At 68.8% G+C, this 14638-nt stretch carries 11 protein-coding genes; 9 read left to right on the top strand and 2 right to left on the bottom strand.

Annotated elements, in window-relative coordinates; all coding sequences use genetic code 11:
* Positions 1–4 precede the first annotated feature (4 nt).
* From ABIC51_RS38515 to ABIC51_RS38480, 8 genes are all read left to right on the top strand, one after another.
* Positions 5–1213 carry an acyl-CoA dehydrogenase family protein gene (locus tag ABIC51_RS38515; RefSeq protein WP_146253646.1) on the top strand — a complete coding sequence of 403 codons (1209 nt, stop codon included), beginning with the start codon at positions 5–7 and terminating at the stop codon, positions 1211–1213.
* A 14-nt stretch (positions 1214–1227) separates the two neighbouring features.
* Positions 1228–2364: an acyl-CoA dehydrogenase family protein gene (locus ABIC51_RS38510; RefSeq protein WP_091923773.1), complete on the top strand. Its 1137-nt coding sequence runs from the start codon at positions 1228–1230 to the stop codon at positions 2362–2364.
* A 30-nt stretch (positions 2365–2394) separates the two neighbouring features.
* Positions 2395–3600 (top strand): CaiB/BaiF CoA transferase family protein, encoded by a 1206-nt coding sequence (locus ABIC51_RS38505; RefSeq protein WP_175861919.1) that lies wholly within the window; start codon positions 2395–2397, stop codon positions 3598–3600.
* A gap of 190 nt (positions 3601–3790) precedes the next feature.
* On the top strand, positions 3791–4096 hold the full coding sequence (locus tag ABIC51_RS38500; protein WP_021157047.1) for a DUF485 domain-containing protein: 306 nt from the start codon (positions 3791–3793) through the stop codon (positions 4094–4096).
* 11 nt (positions 4097–4107) lie between these two features.
* Entirely contained in the window at positions 4108–5802 is a 1695-nt protein-coding gene (locus tag ABIC51_RS38495) for a cation acetate symporter (protein WP_226127810.1), read from the top strand.
* A 356-nt stretch (positions 5803–6158) separates the two neighbouring features.
* Positions 6159–7448 carry a dicarboxylate/amino acid:cation symporter gene (locus ABIC51_RS38490; protein ID WP_059489813.1) on the top strand — a complete coding sequence of 430 codons (1290 nt, stop codon included), beginning with the start codon at positions 6159–6161 and terminating at the stop codon, positions 7446–7448.
* A 4-nt stretch (positions 7449–7452) separates the two neighbouring features.
* Positions 7453–9462: a sensor histidine kinase gene (locus ABIC51_RS38485; RefSeq protein WP_175898152.1), complete on the top strand. Its 2010-nt coding sequence runs from the start codon at positions 7453–7455 to the stop codon at positions 9460–9462.
* Positions 9463–9556: 94 nt separating this feature from the next.
* Positions 9557–10912 (top strand): sigma-54-dependent transcriptional regulator, encoded by a 1356-nt coding sequence (locus tag ABIC51_RS38480; RefSeq protein WP_027789045.1) that lies wholly within the window; start codon positions 9557–9559, stop codon positions 10910–10912.
* Positions 10913–11009: 97 nt separating this feature from the next.
* Here the strand turns inward: ABIC51_RS38480 and ABIC51_RS38475 are convergent, their stop codons facing one another.
* Complete coding sequence (locus ABIC51_RS38475) at positions 11010–11546, bottom strand: TlpA disulfide reductase family protein (protein WP_175861915.1); 537 nt, start codon at positions 11544–11546, stop codon at positions 11010–11012.
* A gap of 160 nt (positions 11547–11706) precedes the next feature.
* On the opposite strand from ABIC51_RS38475, the gene ABIC51_RS38470 reads away from it, so the two are divergent.
* On the top strand, positions 11707–12279 hold the full coding sequence (locus tag ABIC51_RS38470; protein WP_175898153.1) for a hypothetical protein: 573 nt from the start codon (positions 11707–11709) through the stop codon (positions 12277–12279).
* A gap of 332 nt (positions 12280–12611) precedes the next feature.
* On the opposite strand, the gene ABIC51_RS38465 is transcribed toward ABIC51_RS38470, so the two are convergent.
* Positions 12612–14216, bottom strand: a complete 1605-nt coding sequence (locus ABIC51_RS38465; protein ID WP_175898154.1) for a YifB family Mg chelatase-like AAA ATPase — start codon at positions 14214–14216, stop codon at positions 12612–12614.
* Between the last annotated feature and the right edge of the window lie 422 nt (positions 14217–14638).

The raw sequence follows: 14638 nt of genomic DNA, 5'->3' as shown, positions 1-14638 counted from the left end.
GACGATGGACCTCAATTTCACTCTCGAAGAGGAAGCCTTCCGCACGGAAGTGCAGCGCTTCCTGCAAGCCGAACTGCCCGAGCGCATCGCGCGCAAGGTGAAGGGCGGCCTGCATCTCACGCGCGACGACATGCGCGAATGGCACGCGATACTCAACGCGCGCGGCTGGCTCGCGAGCCACTGGCCGCGCGAGTACGGCGGCCCCGGCTGGAGCGTCGCGCAGAAGTTCCTGTTCGACAACGAATGCGCGCTCGCGGGTGCGCCGCGCATCGTGCCGTTCGGCGTGAACATGCTCGGCCCCGTGCTGATCAAGTACGGCGACGAAGCGCAGAAGCGCCGCTGGCTGCCGCGCATTCTCGACGGCACCGACTGGTGGTGCCAGGGTTATTCGGAGCCGGGCGCCGGCTCCGATCTCGCGTCGGTGAAGACGAGCGCGGTGCGCGGGCTCGACGCGCAGGGCGAGCACTACATCGTGAACGGCCAGAAGACGTGGACCACGCTCGGCCACTACGCGAACATGATCTTCTGCCTCGTGCGCACCGCGACCGACGTGCGCAAGCAGGAAGGCATCAGCTTCCTGCTGATCGACATGAACACGCCGGGCGTCGAGGTCCGCCCGATCATCACGCTCGACGGCGAGCACGAAGTAAACGAGGTGTTCTTCACCGACGTGCGCGTGCCGGCGGAGAACCTCGTCGGCGAAGAGAACCGCGGCTGGACCTACGCGAAATACCTGCTCACGTACGAGCGCACCAACATCGCCGGAATCGGTTTTTCGACGGCCGCGCTCGACCGGCTGCGCGCGGTTGCCGCGAAGGTCACGAAGAACGGCCGGCCGCTCGCCGACGACCCGTTCTTCGCGGCGCGCATCGCGCGCGTCGAGATCGAACTCGAGAACATGCGCACGACCAACCTGCGCGTGCTGGCGGCGGTCGCGGGCGGCGGGGTGCCGGGCGCGGAAAGCTCGATGCTGAAGATTCGCGGCACGCAGATCCGCCAGGAGATCACCGCGCTGATGCGGCGTGCGATGGGGCCGTACGCGCAGCCGTTCGTCGAGGAGGCGCTCGATGCCGACTACGACGGCGAGCCGGTCGGCCCGGACGAAGCGGCGAGCGCCGCGCAGCAGTATTTCAACAACCGGAAGCTGTCGATCTTCGGCGGCTCGAACGAGATCCAGAAGAACATCATCGCGAAGATGATGCTCGGGCTGTAACGAGGAGCGCGACGATGGATTTCCAGCACACAGAAGACCGCCGGATGCTGGCGGACACGTTGAACCGCTTCATCGCCGAACAGTATGCGTTCCCGGTGCGAGACCGCATCGCGCAGTCGGCCGAGGGCTTCGATCGCGCGATGTGGCAGCGCTTTGCCGAACTCGGCACGGTCGGCGCATTGTTCGCGGAAGCCGACGGCGGTTTCGGCGGCGCGGGCTTCGACATCGCCGTGGTGTTCGAATGCCTCGGGCGCGGGCTCGTCGTCGAGCCGTTCCTCGGCGCGCTGCTCGCGGGCCGCGCGCTGTCGCTCGCCGGCGGCGACGCGCATCGCGACAGGCTTGCCGCGCTGATCGACGGCAGCGCGAGCGCCGCGTTCGCGCACGACGAGCCGGGCTCGCACTACGAACTGACGACCGTGCGCACGCGCGCCGAACGCTCGGGCGACGGCTGGGTGCTCACGGGCGCGAAGGGCGTCGTCGACCAGGCCGCGCAGGCGGCGTTCTTCGTCGTCAGCGCGCGCGTGTCCGGGCAGGACGACGACGCGGCCGGCATCGGCCTGTTCGTCGTGCCGGCCGACGCACCGGGCGTGTCGCTGCGCGACTACCGGAAGATCGACGGCGGCCGTGCGGCCGAAGTGCGCTTCGAGCGCGTCGTGCTGCCGGCCGATGCGGCGCTCGGCGCGCACGACGGCGAAGCGGGCGCCGAGTTGCTCGAACGCGTGCTCGGCTACGGGCTGCTCGCGCTGTCGGCGGAAGCGCTCGGTGCGATGGACGTCGCGAAGGAGCACACGCTCGAGTACCTGCGCACGCGCAAGCAGTTCGGGCTGCCGATCGGCAGTTTCCAGGCGCTGCAGCACCGGATGGCCGACCTGCTGCTCGAAGTCGAGCAGGCGCGCTCGGCCGTGATCAACGCGGCCGCGCAGCTCGATGCGCCGCGCGTGGTGCGCGAACGCGCGCTGGCCGCGGCGAAATTCAGCATCGGGCGGATCGGCACGCTCGTCGCGGAGGAGAGCATCCAGTTGCACGGCGGGATCGGGATGACGTGGGAGCTGCCGCTGTCGCACTACGCGAAGCGCCTCGTGATGATCGATCACCAGCTCGGCGACGAGGATCACCATCTCGCGCGCTACATCGCGCTGTCGAAACAGTAAAGACGAACGACGCGAATGGAGGAGACAAGGATGACGAACGAATCGCGCGTTTTGCCGCTGGCCGGCGTGAAAGTGCTCGACTTCTCGCGCGTGCTCGCGGGGCCGTGGTGCGCGATGGTGCTCGCCGATTTCGGCGCGGAAGTGATCAAGGTCGAGCATCCGGCGCGCGGCGACGACACGCGCGACTGGGGCTTGAGGATCGGCGACACCGAAACGACCTACTTCAACAGCGTGAACCGCAGCAAGCGCTCGATCTGTCTCGACCTGCAGACCGACGAGGGGCAGCGGCTCGCGCGCGAGCTGGCCGCGCAGGCCGACGTGGTGCTTCACAACTTCAAGTTCGGCGGCGCGGAGAAGCTCGGACTCGGCTACGACGCGCTGGCCGAACTGAACCCGCGCCTCGTGCACTGCGCGATCTCCGGCTACGACCGCTCGGGCGCCGAGGCCGCGCGGCCCGGCTACGACCTCGTCGTGCAGGGCGAGGCCGGGCTGATGGCGCTGAACGGCGAAGCCGGCCAGCCGCCGCTGAAGTTCGGCGTCGCGGCGGTCGACCTGTTCACCGGCATGTATTCGGCGCAGGCGATCCTCGCGGCGCTGTACGAACGTCATGCGACGGGGCGCGGGCGGCGCATCGAGATGGCGCTGTTCGACTGCGGGCTGATGATCACCGCGTACTACGGGCTCGACGCGCTGCTGATGGGCGAGGACCCGCCGCGCTACGGCAACGCGCATCCGTCGATCGTGCCGTACGGCGTGTTCGACGCGGCCGACGGCCCGCTCGTGATCACGGTCGGCAACAACACGCAGTTCGCGCGCTTTTGCGACGCGATCGAGCGGCCCGACCTCGCCGCGGACGAACGCTACAAGACCAACCTCGGCCGCTCGGAGAACCGCGCCGACCTGCTGCCCGAGATTCGTCGCGAACTCGCGCGCCGTTCGCGCGCGACTTTGCTCGCGGCGCTGGCCGACGCGGGCATTCCGTGCGGCGAAGTGCTCGGGCTGCACGAAGCGCTGAAGTCGGAACGTGCGACGAGCGCGGGGCTCGTGACGCGGCAGCCGCATCCGGTCGCGGGCGGCGTCGACGTGCTGGCGCCGCCGTACCGGTTCGACGGCGCGCGGCTGCCGGTGCGCGGCGCGCCGCCGGTGCTCGGCGCCGATACGGACGATGTGCTCGGCGGCTGGCTCGGGATGTCGGCCGACGAGGTCGCGCGGCTGCGTGCGGATCGCGTCGTGTAATTCGATTTGCCGCCACGGCGCGGGCGGGGGAGTCGACGCGCGCCGATCATTCCACACAACACCCTCGCAATGACGAGTTGGTTTGCCCTGCGGGGGCCTGAGTAGGCGCTGAAGCGCCAACTCAGGTCGACCGCGAAGCATGGGACCAGAGTAAGCGCTAAAGCGCTAACTCTGGTCGACAGGAGACACCATGGAGCTTTCCTTCATCGAATCGGTCACGGCGCGCCGCGACTATCAGCAGCTCGTGCGGGCGCGGCGCCGTTTCAGCTTCACGCTGACGGCACTGATGATCGCCACGTACTACGGCTTCATCCTGCTCGTCGCGCTCGCGCCGCACGTGCTCGCGGCGCCGCTGTATCGCGGCGCGACGACGACGGTCGGGATCGCCGCGGGCGTCGCGATCATCCTGGTCGCGATCGGGCTGACCGCGTGTTACGTGCTGCGCGCGAACCGTGCGTTCGACCGCCGCGTCGACGCGCTCCTGCAGCGTTCGTGAAGGAGGCCGACATGCGACGCATCTCGATCGCGCTCCGCGCGCTTGCCGTTCCCGCGACCCTCGTGTCCTCCGCCGCGCATGCGGTATCGGTCGCGGGCCCGATGCCCGACAAGGTCGAACTGAACCCGGTCGCGATCGGGATGTTCTTTGCTTTCGTGTTCGCGACGCTCGCGCTCACGCGCTGGGCCGCGCGCCGCACGCGCTCGACGCGCGACTTCTACACGGCCGGCGGCGGCATCACCGGGCTGCAGAACGGGCTCGCGATCGCGGGCGACTATATGTCGGCCGCGTCGTTCCTCGGGCTGTCGGGGATGGTGTTCATGTTCGGCTTCGACGGGCTCATCTACTCGATCGGCTTTCTCGTCGGCTGGCCGTTCGTGATGTTCCTGATCGCCGAACCGCTGCGCAATCTCGGCAAGTTCACGTTCGTCGACGTCGTTGCGTACCGCTTCGCACAGCGGCCGATCCGGCTGCTGACGTCCGCGAATTCGCTGACCATCGTCGTGCTGTACCTCGTCGTGCAGATGGTCGGCGCGGGCAAGCTGATCCAGCTGCTGTTCGGGCTGTCGTACGGCACGGCCGAGCTGATCGTCGGCGTGCTGATGGTCGTCTACGTGTTCTTCGGCGGGATGACCGCGACCACCTGGGTGCAGGTGATCAAGGCCGTGCTGCTGCTGTGCGGCGCGACGCTGCTCGTCCTGCTCGCGCTCGCCGAATTCGGCTTCAGCGTCGACGAGATGTTCCGCCGCGCGGTGGCCGTGCATCCGGGCGCGCTGTCGATCATGGGCCCTGGCAAGCTGATCCGCGATCCCGCCAACGCGCTGTCGCTCGGCATCGCGCTGATGTTCGGCACGGCCGGCTTCCCGCACATCCTGATGCGCTTCTTCACGGTGCCGAACGCGAAGGAGGCGCGCAAGTCGGTGCTCTATGCGACCGGCTTCATCGGCTACTTCTACCTGCTGACCTTCGTGATCGGCTTCTCGGCGATCGTGCTGCTCGCGCAGCATCCGGAATTCTTCAAGCTGGGTGCCGACGGTTCCTTCAACCTGACGCACGACCTGCTCGGCGGCTCGAACATGGTCGCGGTGAAGCTCGCGCAGGCGGTCGGCGGGAACTGGTTCTACGGCTTCATCGCGGCGGTCACGTTCGCGACGATCCTCGCGGTGGTCGCGGGCCTCACGCTCGCCGGCGCGACGACGATCTCGCATGACCTGTACGCGCAGATGTGGGCGCGCGGCAAGCCCGACGAGCGCCTCGAGATGCGCATCTCGCGCGCGGCGACGATCGCGTTGTCGGCGGTCGCGATCGGGCTGTCGATCCTGTTCGAGCACGTGAACGTCGCGTTCATGGTCGGCCTCGTCGCGGCGGTGGCCGCGAGCGCGAATTTCCCGGTGCTCGCGATGTCGATCTTCTGGCGCGGGATGACGACGCGCGGCGCGGTGCTCGGCGGCGGCCTCGGCCTCGTGTCGGCGGTCACGCTCACGGTGCTGTCGAAGTCGGTGTGGGTCGACGTGCTGCATCACGCGCACGCGGCGGTGTTCCTCGACAACCCCGCGCTCGTGTCGGTGCCGCTCGCGTTCGTCGGGATCGTCGTCGGCTCGCTTGTGGATCGCGGCGAGCGTGCGCGACGCGAGCGCGCTGCGTTCGCGCAGCAGGAGTTTTATGCGCAGACGGGGGTGCTGGCGGGCGAGGCCGTGCAGCACTGATTCATCGGAAGAATGCGCCAATCCCGTCCGAATCCCCGGACGGATATTTTCCGGAAATCCGGAAAGCCGGATTTCCTTGCCTGCCGCATTATGAGAAATACAATGAAAACAACGGTTTGAGGGGTTGCGGAAACCTGGCATCGACCTTGCGATATAAAGCGCACGGCCAACCCCCCGGCCGAACTACTACAGCAAGCAAGGAGACAATCGATGACCACTGCCTTCCTCCCCTGTCGGATGTCCTGAGGCATCGCTTGTTGCGGCACGGCAGCCGCGCGGGCGATTTGTTTCCCCTGACATTCGTCCGCGCGCGTGACGCCGTTTCCATCGGCTCATCTACTTCAGCAGGAACCATCGTGAAGAAGAAACCCTTCTACAAAGTGCTCTATGTGCAGGTGATCTTCGCCATCATCGTCGGCGTGATCCTCGGCCATTTCTACCCGTCGATCGCCACCGACATGAAGCCGCTCGGCGACGGCTTCATCAAGCTGATCAAGATGGTCATCGGCCCGATCATCTTCTGTACGGTCGTCACCGGCATCGCCGGCATGGAGGACATGAAGAAGGTGGGCCGCGTCGGCGGCAAGGCACTCCTGTACTTCGAGATCGTGTCGACCTTCGCGCTGGTGCTCGGCCTCGCGGCCACGCACATCCTGCGTCCGGGCGTCGGCTTCAACATCGATCCGGCGACGCTCGACGGCAAGGCCGTCGCGTCGTACGCGGCGAAGGCGCACGGGCAGTCGACGGTCGACTTCCTGATGCACATCATCCCGAACACGATGGTCGATGCGTTCGCGCAGGGCGAGATCCTGCAGATCCTGCTGATCGCACTGCTGTTCGGCAGCGTGCTCGCGCACCTCGGCGAGCGCGGCAAGGTCGTCACCGACTTCATCGACGGGCTCACGCGCGTGCTGTTCGGCATCGTGCACATCGTCACGAAGCTGGCACCGATCGGCGCGTTCGGCGCGATGGCGTTCACGATCGGCAAGTACGGCGTCGGCTCGCTGGTGCCGCTGCTCAAGCTGATCGGCACGTTCTACCTGACGTCGGTCGTGTTCGTGCTCGTCGTGCTCGGCACGATCGCCCGCGTCACGGGCTTCTCGATCATCCGCTTCGTGTCCTACATCAAGGAAGAGCTGCTGATCGTGCTTGGCACGAGCTCGTCGGAAGCCGCGCTGCCGCAGCTGATGGAAAAGCTCGAGAAGGCCGGCTGCTCGCGTTCGGTCGTCGGCCTCGTCGTGCCGACCGGCTATTCGTTCAACCTCGACGGCACCAACATCTACATGACGATGGCCGTGCTGTTCATCGCGCAGGCGACCAACATCGAACTGACGTGGATGCAGCAGCTCACGCTGCTCGCGGTCGCGATGCTGACGTCGAAGGGCGCGAGCGGCGTCACGGGCGCGGGCTTCATCACGCTCGCCGCGACGCTCGCCGTCGTGCCGACGATCCCGCTGTCGGGCATGGTGCTGATCCTCGGCATCGACCGCTTCATGAGCGAATGCCGTGCGCTGACCAACATCGTCGGCAACGGCGTCGCGACGGTCGTCGTGTCGGCATGGGAGAAGGAACTCGACCGCAACAAGCTACGCCAGGCGCTGAAGGGCGGCGGCGAAGTCACGCCGACCGAGACGGCCGGCGTCTGACGTCATGAAGGAGCAGGCGGCGGCATCGCCCGCGGGCGGTGCGGCCCGCGGCGGCCAGGGCGGGCAGGTGGAGGCCTATGACACAATAGGCGATCCGCATCGCCAGGAAGCCTCGACCGTGACGCGCCGCCTGCTCATTCTCGTCGTGCTTGCCGCCGCGCTCGCCGCGGCGTGCACGCTGACGTGGACGATCACCTGGCGGCGCGGCGTCGCAGAGTTGCAGCGCAACGCCGCGGTGCGCGTCGACCGCACCACCAACGCGCTCAAGAGCACGCTCGACCGCTACGAATCGCTGCCTTATCTGCTCGGCAGCCATCCGTACGTGCAGGACCTGCTCGCCGAGCCGAAGCGCACCGACTACACCGCACGCGTCAACCGCTATCTCGAAGACCTCAACGAACACGCGCACGCGACCGTCACCTACGTGATCGGCGCGGACGGCCTGTGCGTCGCCGCCAGCAACTGGCGCGCACCCGACAGCTTCGTCGGGATCGAATACCGCTTCCGCCCGTATTTCCTCGATGCGATGAAGGGCCAGGTCGGCCGCTTCTTCGGGATCGGCACGATCTCGCGCGATCCCGGCTACTACATCTCGCAGCCCGTGTGGCGCGACGGCAGGATCGCGGGCGTCGTCGTCGTGAAGCTCAACCTCGAGTGGTTCCAGGGCGCCGATGCGTCCGAGCCGCTCGTCGTCGCGGACGACCACGGCGTCGTGTTCCTGTCGTCGGTGCCCGCCTGGAAGTACCACACGCTGCGGCCGCTGACGGGGCCCGTCGCCGCATCGATCTACGAGACGCGCCAGTACGCGCAGCAGCCCGTCACGCCGTTGCCGCTGCGCATCGAGCAGGTGCTGGGCCCCGATGCGGAGATCGTGCGTCTCGGCGCGGGCCTGCGGGCGCCGCGCTACCTCGCGAGCAAGCGCCGGATCGGCGAGCCCGACTGGCTGCTCGTCACGCTGGCGCCGATCGCGCCCGTCGACGCCGACGCGCGCAACGCGACGATCGTCACGGGCTTCGGCTTCGTGTCGGTCGCGCTGCTCGCGTTCTACTGGCGGATGCGCCGCGCGCGCGTGCGCGAAATGATTCGCGGCCGCGCGCTGCTGCAGCAGGCGTACGCGGAGTTGAACCGGCGCGTCGAAGAGCGCACGGCCGACCTGTCGGAAGCGAACGAGCAACTGCAGAAGGAGGTCGGCGACCGGATCCGCGCGGAACAGGAACTGCGCGCCGCGCACGACGAACTGATCCAGGCGAGCAAGCTCGCCGCGCTTGGCCAGATGGCGGCCGGCATCACGCACGAACTGAACCAGCCGCTCGCGGCGCTGCGCAGTTTCTCGGACAACACGCGTGTGCTGCTCGATCGCGGCGAACAGGCGGCCGCGCGCGAGAACCTCGAGGCGATCGCCGCGCTCACGGAGCGGATGGGCAAGATCACGAACCAGCTGAAGCTGTTCGTCGGCCGCGCGAAGCCGCGCAACGAGCAGGCGCTCGTCGTGCGCGCGCTGCGCAGCGTGCTGTCGTTGCTCGACGAGCGCCTGCGCGGCGTCGCGCTCACGCTGACGTTGCAGGATGCGACCGTGTCGCCCGCGCACGATGCGCCGCTCGACCTGGCGCGCGACTATCCCGAGCTCGTCGCGCGCTGCGAGGACCTGCGCCTCGAACAGGTGCTGATCAACCTGCTCGGCAACGCGCTCGACGCGGTCGCCGGCGTGGCGGCGCCGGCGATCGAGGTGACGATCGCGGTGTCGGCGGCGACGCTCGCGATCGAGGTGCGCGACAACGGCTGCGGCATTGCGCCCGACCTGCTGCCGCGCCTGTTCGAGCCGTTCTTCACGACCAAGGAAATGGGGCGCGGGCTCGGGCTCGGGCTCGCGATCTCGTCGTCGATCGCGAGCGACGCGGGCGGTGCGCTGACCGCGCGCAACGCGCCGTCGGGCGGCGCGCTGTTCGTCTTGACGCTGCGGCGCGCCCGCACGCATCATCCGGACTCCGTGTCCGAGCCGGCGGGCTCGCGCTAGGCGCGCCATGCCGCCCGCCCGATCGGTGCACGATCGGTATCAACGCCGCCGCGCGCGCTGCCGCCGCGCGGCCCGTCAGGAGCAAGTGAGTACGATGGCCAACCGCCTGCAAGTGATCTATATCGAAGACGATGCGCTCGTTCGCCGGGCAAGCGTGCAGAGCCTTCAGCTGGCGGGGTTCGACGTCGCCGGCTTCGAGTCGGCCGAGGCAGCCGAGAAGGCGATCGTCGCGGATACCGCCGGCGCGATCGTCAGCGACATCCGGCTGCCCGGCGCGAGCGGGCTCGACGTGCTCGCGCAGTGCCGCGAGCGCGTGCCCGACGTGCCCGTGATTCTCGTCACGGGGCACGGCGACATCTCGATGGCCGTGCAGGCGATGCGCGACGGCGCGTACGACTTCATCGAAAAACCGTTCGCGGCCGAGCGCCTGATCGAGACGGTGCGCCGTGCGCTCGAGCGGCGCGAGCTCGTGCTCGAGAACCACGCGCTGCGGCGCGAGCTCGCCGGGCAGAACGTGGTCGCGCCGCGCATCATCGGCCGCAGCCCCGCGATCGAGCAGGTGCGCAAGCTGATCGCGAACGTCGCGCCGACCGACGCGTCGGTGCTGATCAACGGCGACACGGGTGCCGGCAAGGAGCTGATCGCGCGCAGCCTGCACGAGCTGTCGCCGCGTCGCGACAAGCCGTTCATCGCGGTGAACTGCGGCGCGCTGCCCGAGCCGATGTTCGAATCGGAGATGTTCGGCTATGAGCCCGGCGCGTTCACCGGCGCCGCGAAGCGCCGGGTCGGCAAGCTCGAGTACGCATCCGGCGGCACCTTGTTCCTCGATGAAATCGAAAGCATGCCGCTCGCGCTGCAGGTGAAGCTGCTGCGCGTGCTGCAGGACGGCGTGCTGGAACGGCTCGGCTCGAACCAGCCGATTCGCGTGAACTGCCGCGTCGTCGCGGCCGCGAAGGGCGACATGAGCGAGCTCGTCGCTGCCGGCACGTTCCGGCGCGACCTGCTGTACCGGCTCAACGTCGTGACGATCGCGCTGCCGCCGCTCGCCGAGCGCCGCGAGGACATCGTGCCGCTGTTCGAGCACTTCATGCTCGATGCGGCCGTGCGTTACGCGCGGCCGGCGCCGGTGCTGACCGACCGGCAGCGCGCGAGCCTGATGCAGCGCGACTGGCCCGGCAACGTGCGCGAGCTGCGCAACGCGGCCGACCGCTTCGTGCTCGGCGTGGCCGACATGCCGCAGGAGACGGGCGCGAACGGCGGCGACGCCGACAACGAGCAGACGCTGAAGGAGCGCATCGAGCAATTCGAGCGTGCGGTGATCGCCGAGGCGCTGAACCAGACGGGCGGCGCGGTTGCCGCGACGGCCGACCGGCTGCATGTCGGCAAGGCGACGCTGTACGAGAAGATGAAACGCTACGGGCTGTCGGCGAAAGGCGAAACCGAGCGCTGAAAAGCGAACGGACCGCAGAACCGGGTTGCCCGGTCGTGCGGTCCGTCGTGCGGAGAAGGGCGCGGCGCGCGGCCCTTCGAGCCGGATCGGGCGGCGCTCAGGCCGCGTTGCTGTCGAGTGCCTTCTTGAGCAGTGCGTCGAGCTCCGCGAACTGCGGTGCGCCGACGTAGCGCTTCAGAATCTTGCCGTCCTTGTCGACGACGAAGGTCGTCGGCGTGAGCTGCACGTTGCCGAACTGCTTCGCGACGCTGCCGTCGTCGAGCGCGACCTTGAACGGCAACTGGCGCGTCTGCGCGTAGTTCGCGACGTACATCGGCGGATCGTAGTTCATCGCGACCGCGACGAATTCCAGCCCCTGACCCTTGAAGCGATTATAGGTATCGACCATCTGCGGCATTTCCTGCATGCAGGTCGCGCAGCTCGTCGCCCAGAAGTTCACGAGATAGACCTTGCCTTTCAGGTCGCCTGCGGTCGAGACCTTCTGGCCCGACAGCAGCGTGAACGTGGCGTCCGGCACGGTGGACTTGCCGTTGAACGCGAAGAAGCCGGCCACGGCGATCGCCGCGACGACGGCGGCGGCGACGATGTAGCGGACGGGGCCGGTGCTGCGCCGGGCGGGAGGCGTGGTGTTCATCTGGAGCTCTCGGAGTCGGTCGATGACGCGGATCGAAGCAAAGGACATCGAAATTCGGCGCTCATTTTAGCGCGAATGCGGGATGTGCACCGACGGCGGCCACGCATCCCGGAATTCACGTTCGGCGGATAATGCCCGTTTTGCCTGCCCGCTCCACGCCATGCCGAAGGAAGTCACCGATTCGTTGCGCCCCCTTTTTCATCCGCTGCGACACTTCGCCGCGCTCGCGTGCATGAGCGTCGCGCTGACCGCGTGCTCGCCGTCGTATGACTGGCGCACGCTGCACAACGACGCCGGCTACACCGTCGACCTGCCGGCGAAGCCGACCGTCGAGCAGCAGCCGGTGGCGATCGGCGGCGCGTCGATGCCGATGCGGATGCAGGCCGCGCACGTGGACGGCGCGGTGTTCGCGGTCGGCACGCTGACGCTGCCGGACGACAGCGACGACACGCGCCGCGCGGCGCTCGAGTTCCTGCGCACCGGGCTGTCGCGCAACCTCGACGGCGCGCCGCAGACGGCCGCGGTGCCGGTGCCGCTTGCGGCCGGCGGCGCGGTGAACGGGCTCGAGCTGCGCATCGCGGGCGCAGCCGCCGGCGGCGATCGCGCGCGCAAGACGATCGTCGCACGGCTTGTCGCGCGCGGCCGGCATGCGTACCAGGCCGTCGTGATTGCCGACGAGCCGCTTGCCCAGGAGCAGCTCGACCAGTTTTTCGGGTCGTTCAAGCTCGACTGACGGCCTCGGCGAGGGCGCCGGGACGCCTCCTGACAACTGAAAGTTCGTTCGCAACTTTCGGCGCTAGTCGCCGGATTTTGCGAGGTTTTTTCGGCTATCCACAGCGCATGTGGATAACTTTGTTGAAAAGTTGCCCGAATTTCCTGCCAAGCCGCGCGGGACGGCCTTCCGGCCCGTTTGGTCGCTCACTCGCGTTTTGTGAAAAGTCAATCAAAACAACGAGATACGGATTCCGTGCTGCAAAGGTCCCGCCGAGCCCCGATCCGGGGCCGGATTCGTGGAATTGTGCATAAGTCAAGTCTTGACAGCCGGATTTTGTCCTCCGAGGACGCTCACAGCGCCGTGAGCGCGCGCCGGTAGCGGATCGCCTCGGCGATCTGCGCGGCCGTCGGCAGCGGGTCGCCGGCCAGGTCGGCGATCGTCCGTGCGACCTTCAGCACGCGGAAATACGCGCGCGCCGACCAGCCGAAACGCTCGCCGGCCTCGCGCAGCAACCGCTCGCCTTCGTCGGTCGGCCGGCACAGGTCGTCGGTTTCTCGGCCGCTCAGCATGTGATTCGTCTTGCCCTGCCGGTCGAGCTGCAGCGCACGCGCGTGCGCGACCCGTGCGGCCACCGCGGCACTCGGCTCGCCGGGCGCCGTCGCGCGCGACGCGAGTTCGGCCGGCGACAGCGCGGGCAGGTCGATCTGGATGTCGATGCGATCGACGAGCGGCCCCGACAGCTTGCGCAGGTAGCGGGCGGCGACGTCCGGCGTGCAGCGGCAGCGTCCGGACGGATCGCCGTGCCAGCCGCACGGGCAGGGATTCATCGCGGCGATCAGCTGGCATGCGGCCGGGAAGTCGACCTGCTGCGCCGCGCGCGAGATCGTGATGCGGCCGGCTTCCAGCGGCTCGCGCAGCATTTCGAGCACGTGCCGGTCGAATTCCGGGAGCTCGTCGAGAAACAGCACGCCGAGATGGGCGAGCGTGATTTCGCCCGGTTGCGGTGGGTTGCGGCCGCCGACCAGCGCGGCGGCGCTCGACGAATGATGCGGGGCACGGAACGGCCGCCGGCGCCACTGTGCCGGTGAAAAGCCGAGGCGGCTCGCGGAGAGGAGCGCCGCCGACGTCAGCGCCTCGTCGTCGGTCAGCGGCGGCAGGAGGCCCGGCAGCCGTGCGGCCAGCATCGACTTGCCGGCGCCCGGCGGCCCGATCATCAGCATGTGATGGCCGCCCGCGGCCGCGACTTCCAGCGCGCGGCGGGCACCGCGCTGGCCGACCACGTCGGCGAGATCGGGGGCGGCCGGCATCGGCAGGCCGTCGAGGCATGGCGCCGCGACCGGTGCGAGCCGGGCGTCGGGCGCCCCGGCGAGGTGGGCGCACAGCGCGGGCAGGTCCGGCGCACCGAACACGGTGACGCCCGGCACGAGCGCCGCCTCGGCGGCGCTGGCGAGCGGCAGGTACAGCTCGGGAGCGTTTGACGCGACGGCGGCCGGATCGGGGGCGGCCCGTTGATTACCGTTGCCCGAACCGGAAGCCACGCCACTTACCGCGACCTGCCAGTCCCGCGCGACCCCGCACGCCATCGCGAACGCGCCGCGCATCGGCCGCAGCGCGCCGGTCAGCGACAGTTCGCCCGCGAATTCGCGGCCGGCCAGCGCGTCGGCCGGGATCTGGCCGTTCGCGGCGAGGATGCCGAGCGCGATCGGCAGGTCGAACCGACCCGACTCCTTCGGCAGGTCGGCCGGCGCGAGGTTGACGGTGATGCGGCGTACGGGGAATTCGAAACCGCAGTTCTGCAGCGCGGCACGCACGCGCTCGCGGCTTTCGCGGACCTCGAGATCGGGCAGGCCGACGATCGAGAACGACGGCAGCCCGTTGGCGAGATGGACTTCGACGGTGACGTCCGGCGCACGGCCGGAGGCGGGCGCGCGACTGCGCACCACGGCGAGCGACATGGCGAGGCTCCTGTAGACAAGACGGACGGGCGACGGCCGTTCGTGGCCGCATGCCGCGGGAATCGGAGGAATCGGTGCGCGCTTGCCGGCGTGGCGCGGGAAAAGAGCGAGGGACTGCGAAGAACGGGGTGCTGCGAAGAACGGGGTGCTGCGAAGAACGGGGTGCTGCGAAGAGCGGGGTGCAGCGAAGAGCGAGGGGCAGCGAAGAGCGAGGGACAGCGAAGAGCGGGGGTGCTGCGGAGAACGACTTACGACGAAGCGCGGTAGCGCGACTTCAGGGTTTCAGGTTTTCGGGGCTGGCGGGCGCGGGGGCCCCCCGGGGGGCCCCCCCCCCCCCCGTTGGGGCGGGGGGGGGGGGGGGGGTTGGGGCCGGGGGCGTATGATCAGCTTAGGCGCCCCCCCAATTTAATTGAAAAGAGGGC

Origin of the sequence: Burkholderia sp. 572, from assembly GCF_040545135.1 — a bacterium.
In the GTDB taxonomy this organism is placed as follows: Bacteria; Pseudomonadota; Gammaproteobacteria; order Burkholderiales; family Burkholderiaceae; genus Burkholderia; species Burkholderia cepacia.
Note: the sequence above shows the minus strand (reverse complement) of the source record. Positions and strands in the feature narration are given on the sequence as shown.

Bases quoted from the DNA above. Each gene is read 5' to 3' on its own strand.
- ABIC51_RS38495 (WP_226127810.1), top strand. From the start codon at position 4,108: ATGCGACGCATCTCGATCGCGCTCCGCGCGCTTGCCGTTCCCGCGACC.
- ABIC51_RS38500 (WP_021157047.1), top strand. From the start codon at position 3,791: ATGGAGCTTTCCTTCATCGAATCGGTCACGGCGCGCCGCGACTATCAG.
- ABIC51_RS38470 (WP_175898153.1), top strand. From the start codon at position 11,707: ATGCCGAAGGAAGTCACCGATTCGTTGCGCCCCCTTTTTCATCCGCTG.
- ABIC51_RS38485 (WP_175898152.1), top strand. From the start codon at position 7,453: ATGAAGGAGCAGGCGGCGGCATCGCCCGCGGGCGGTGCGGCCCGCGGC.
- ABIC51_RS38515 (WP_146253646.1), top strand. From the start codon at position 5: ATGGACCTCAATTTCACTCTCGAAGAGGAAGCCTTCCGCACGGAAGTG.
- ABIC51_RS38465 (WP_175898154.1), bottom strand. From the start codon at position 14,216: ATGTCGCTCGCCGTGGTGCGCAGTCGCGCGCCCGCCTCCGGCCGTGCG.
- ABIC51_RS38475 (WP_175861915.1), bottom strand. From the start codon at position 11,546: ATGAACACCACGCCTCCCGCCCGGCGCAGCACCGGCCCCGTCCGCTAC.
- ABIC51_RS38505 (WP_175861919.1), top strand. From the start codon at position 2,395: ATGACGAACGAATCGCGCGTTTTGCCGCTGGCCGGCGTGAAAGTGCTC.
- ABIC51_RS38480 (WP_027789045.1), top strand. From the start codon at position 9,557: ATGGCCAACCGCCTGCAAGTGATCTATATCGAAGACGATGCGCTCGTT.
- ABIC51_RS38510 (WP_091923773.1), top strand. From the start codon at position 1,228: ATGGATTTCCAGCACACAGAAGACCGCCGGATGCTGGCGGACACGTTG.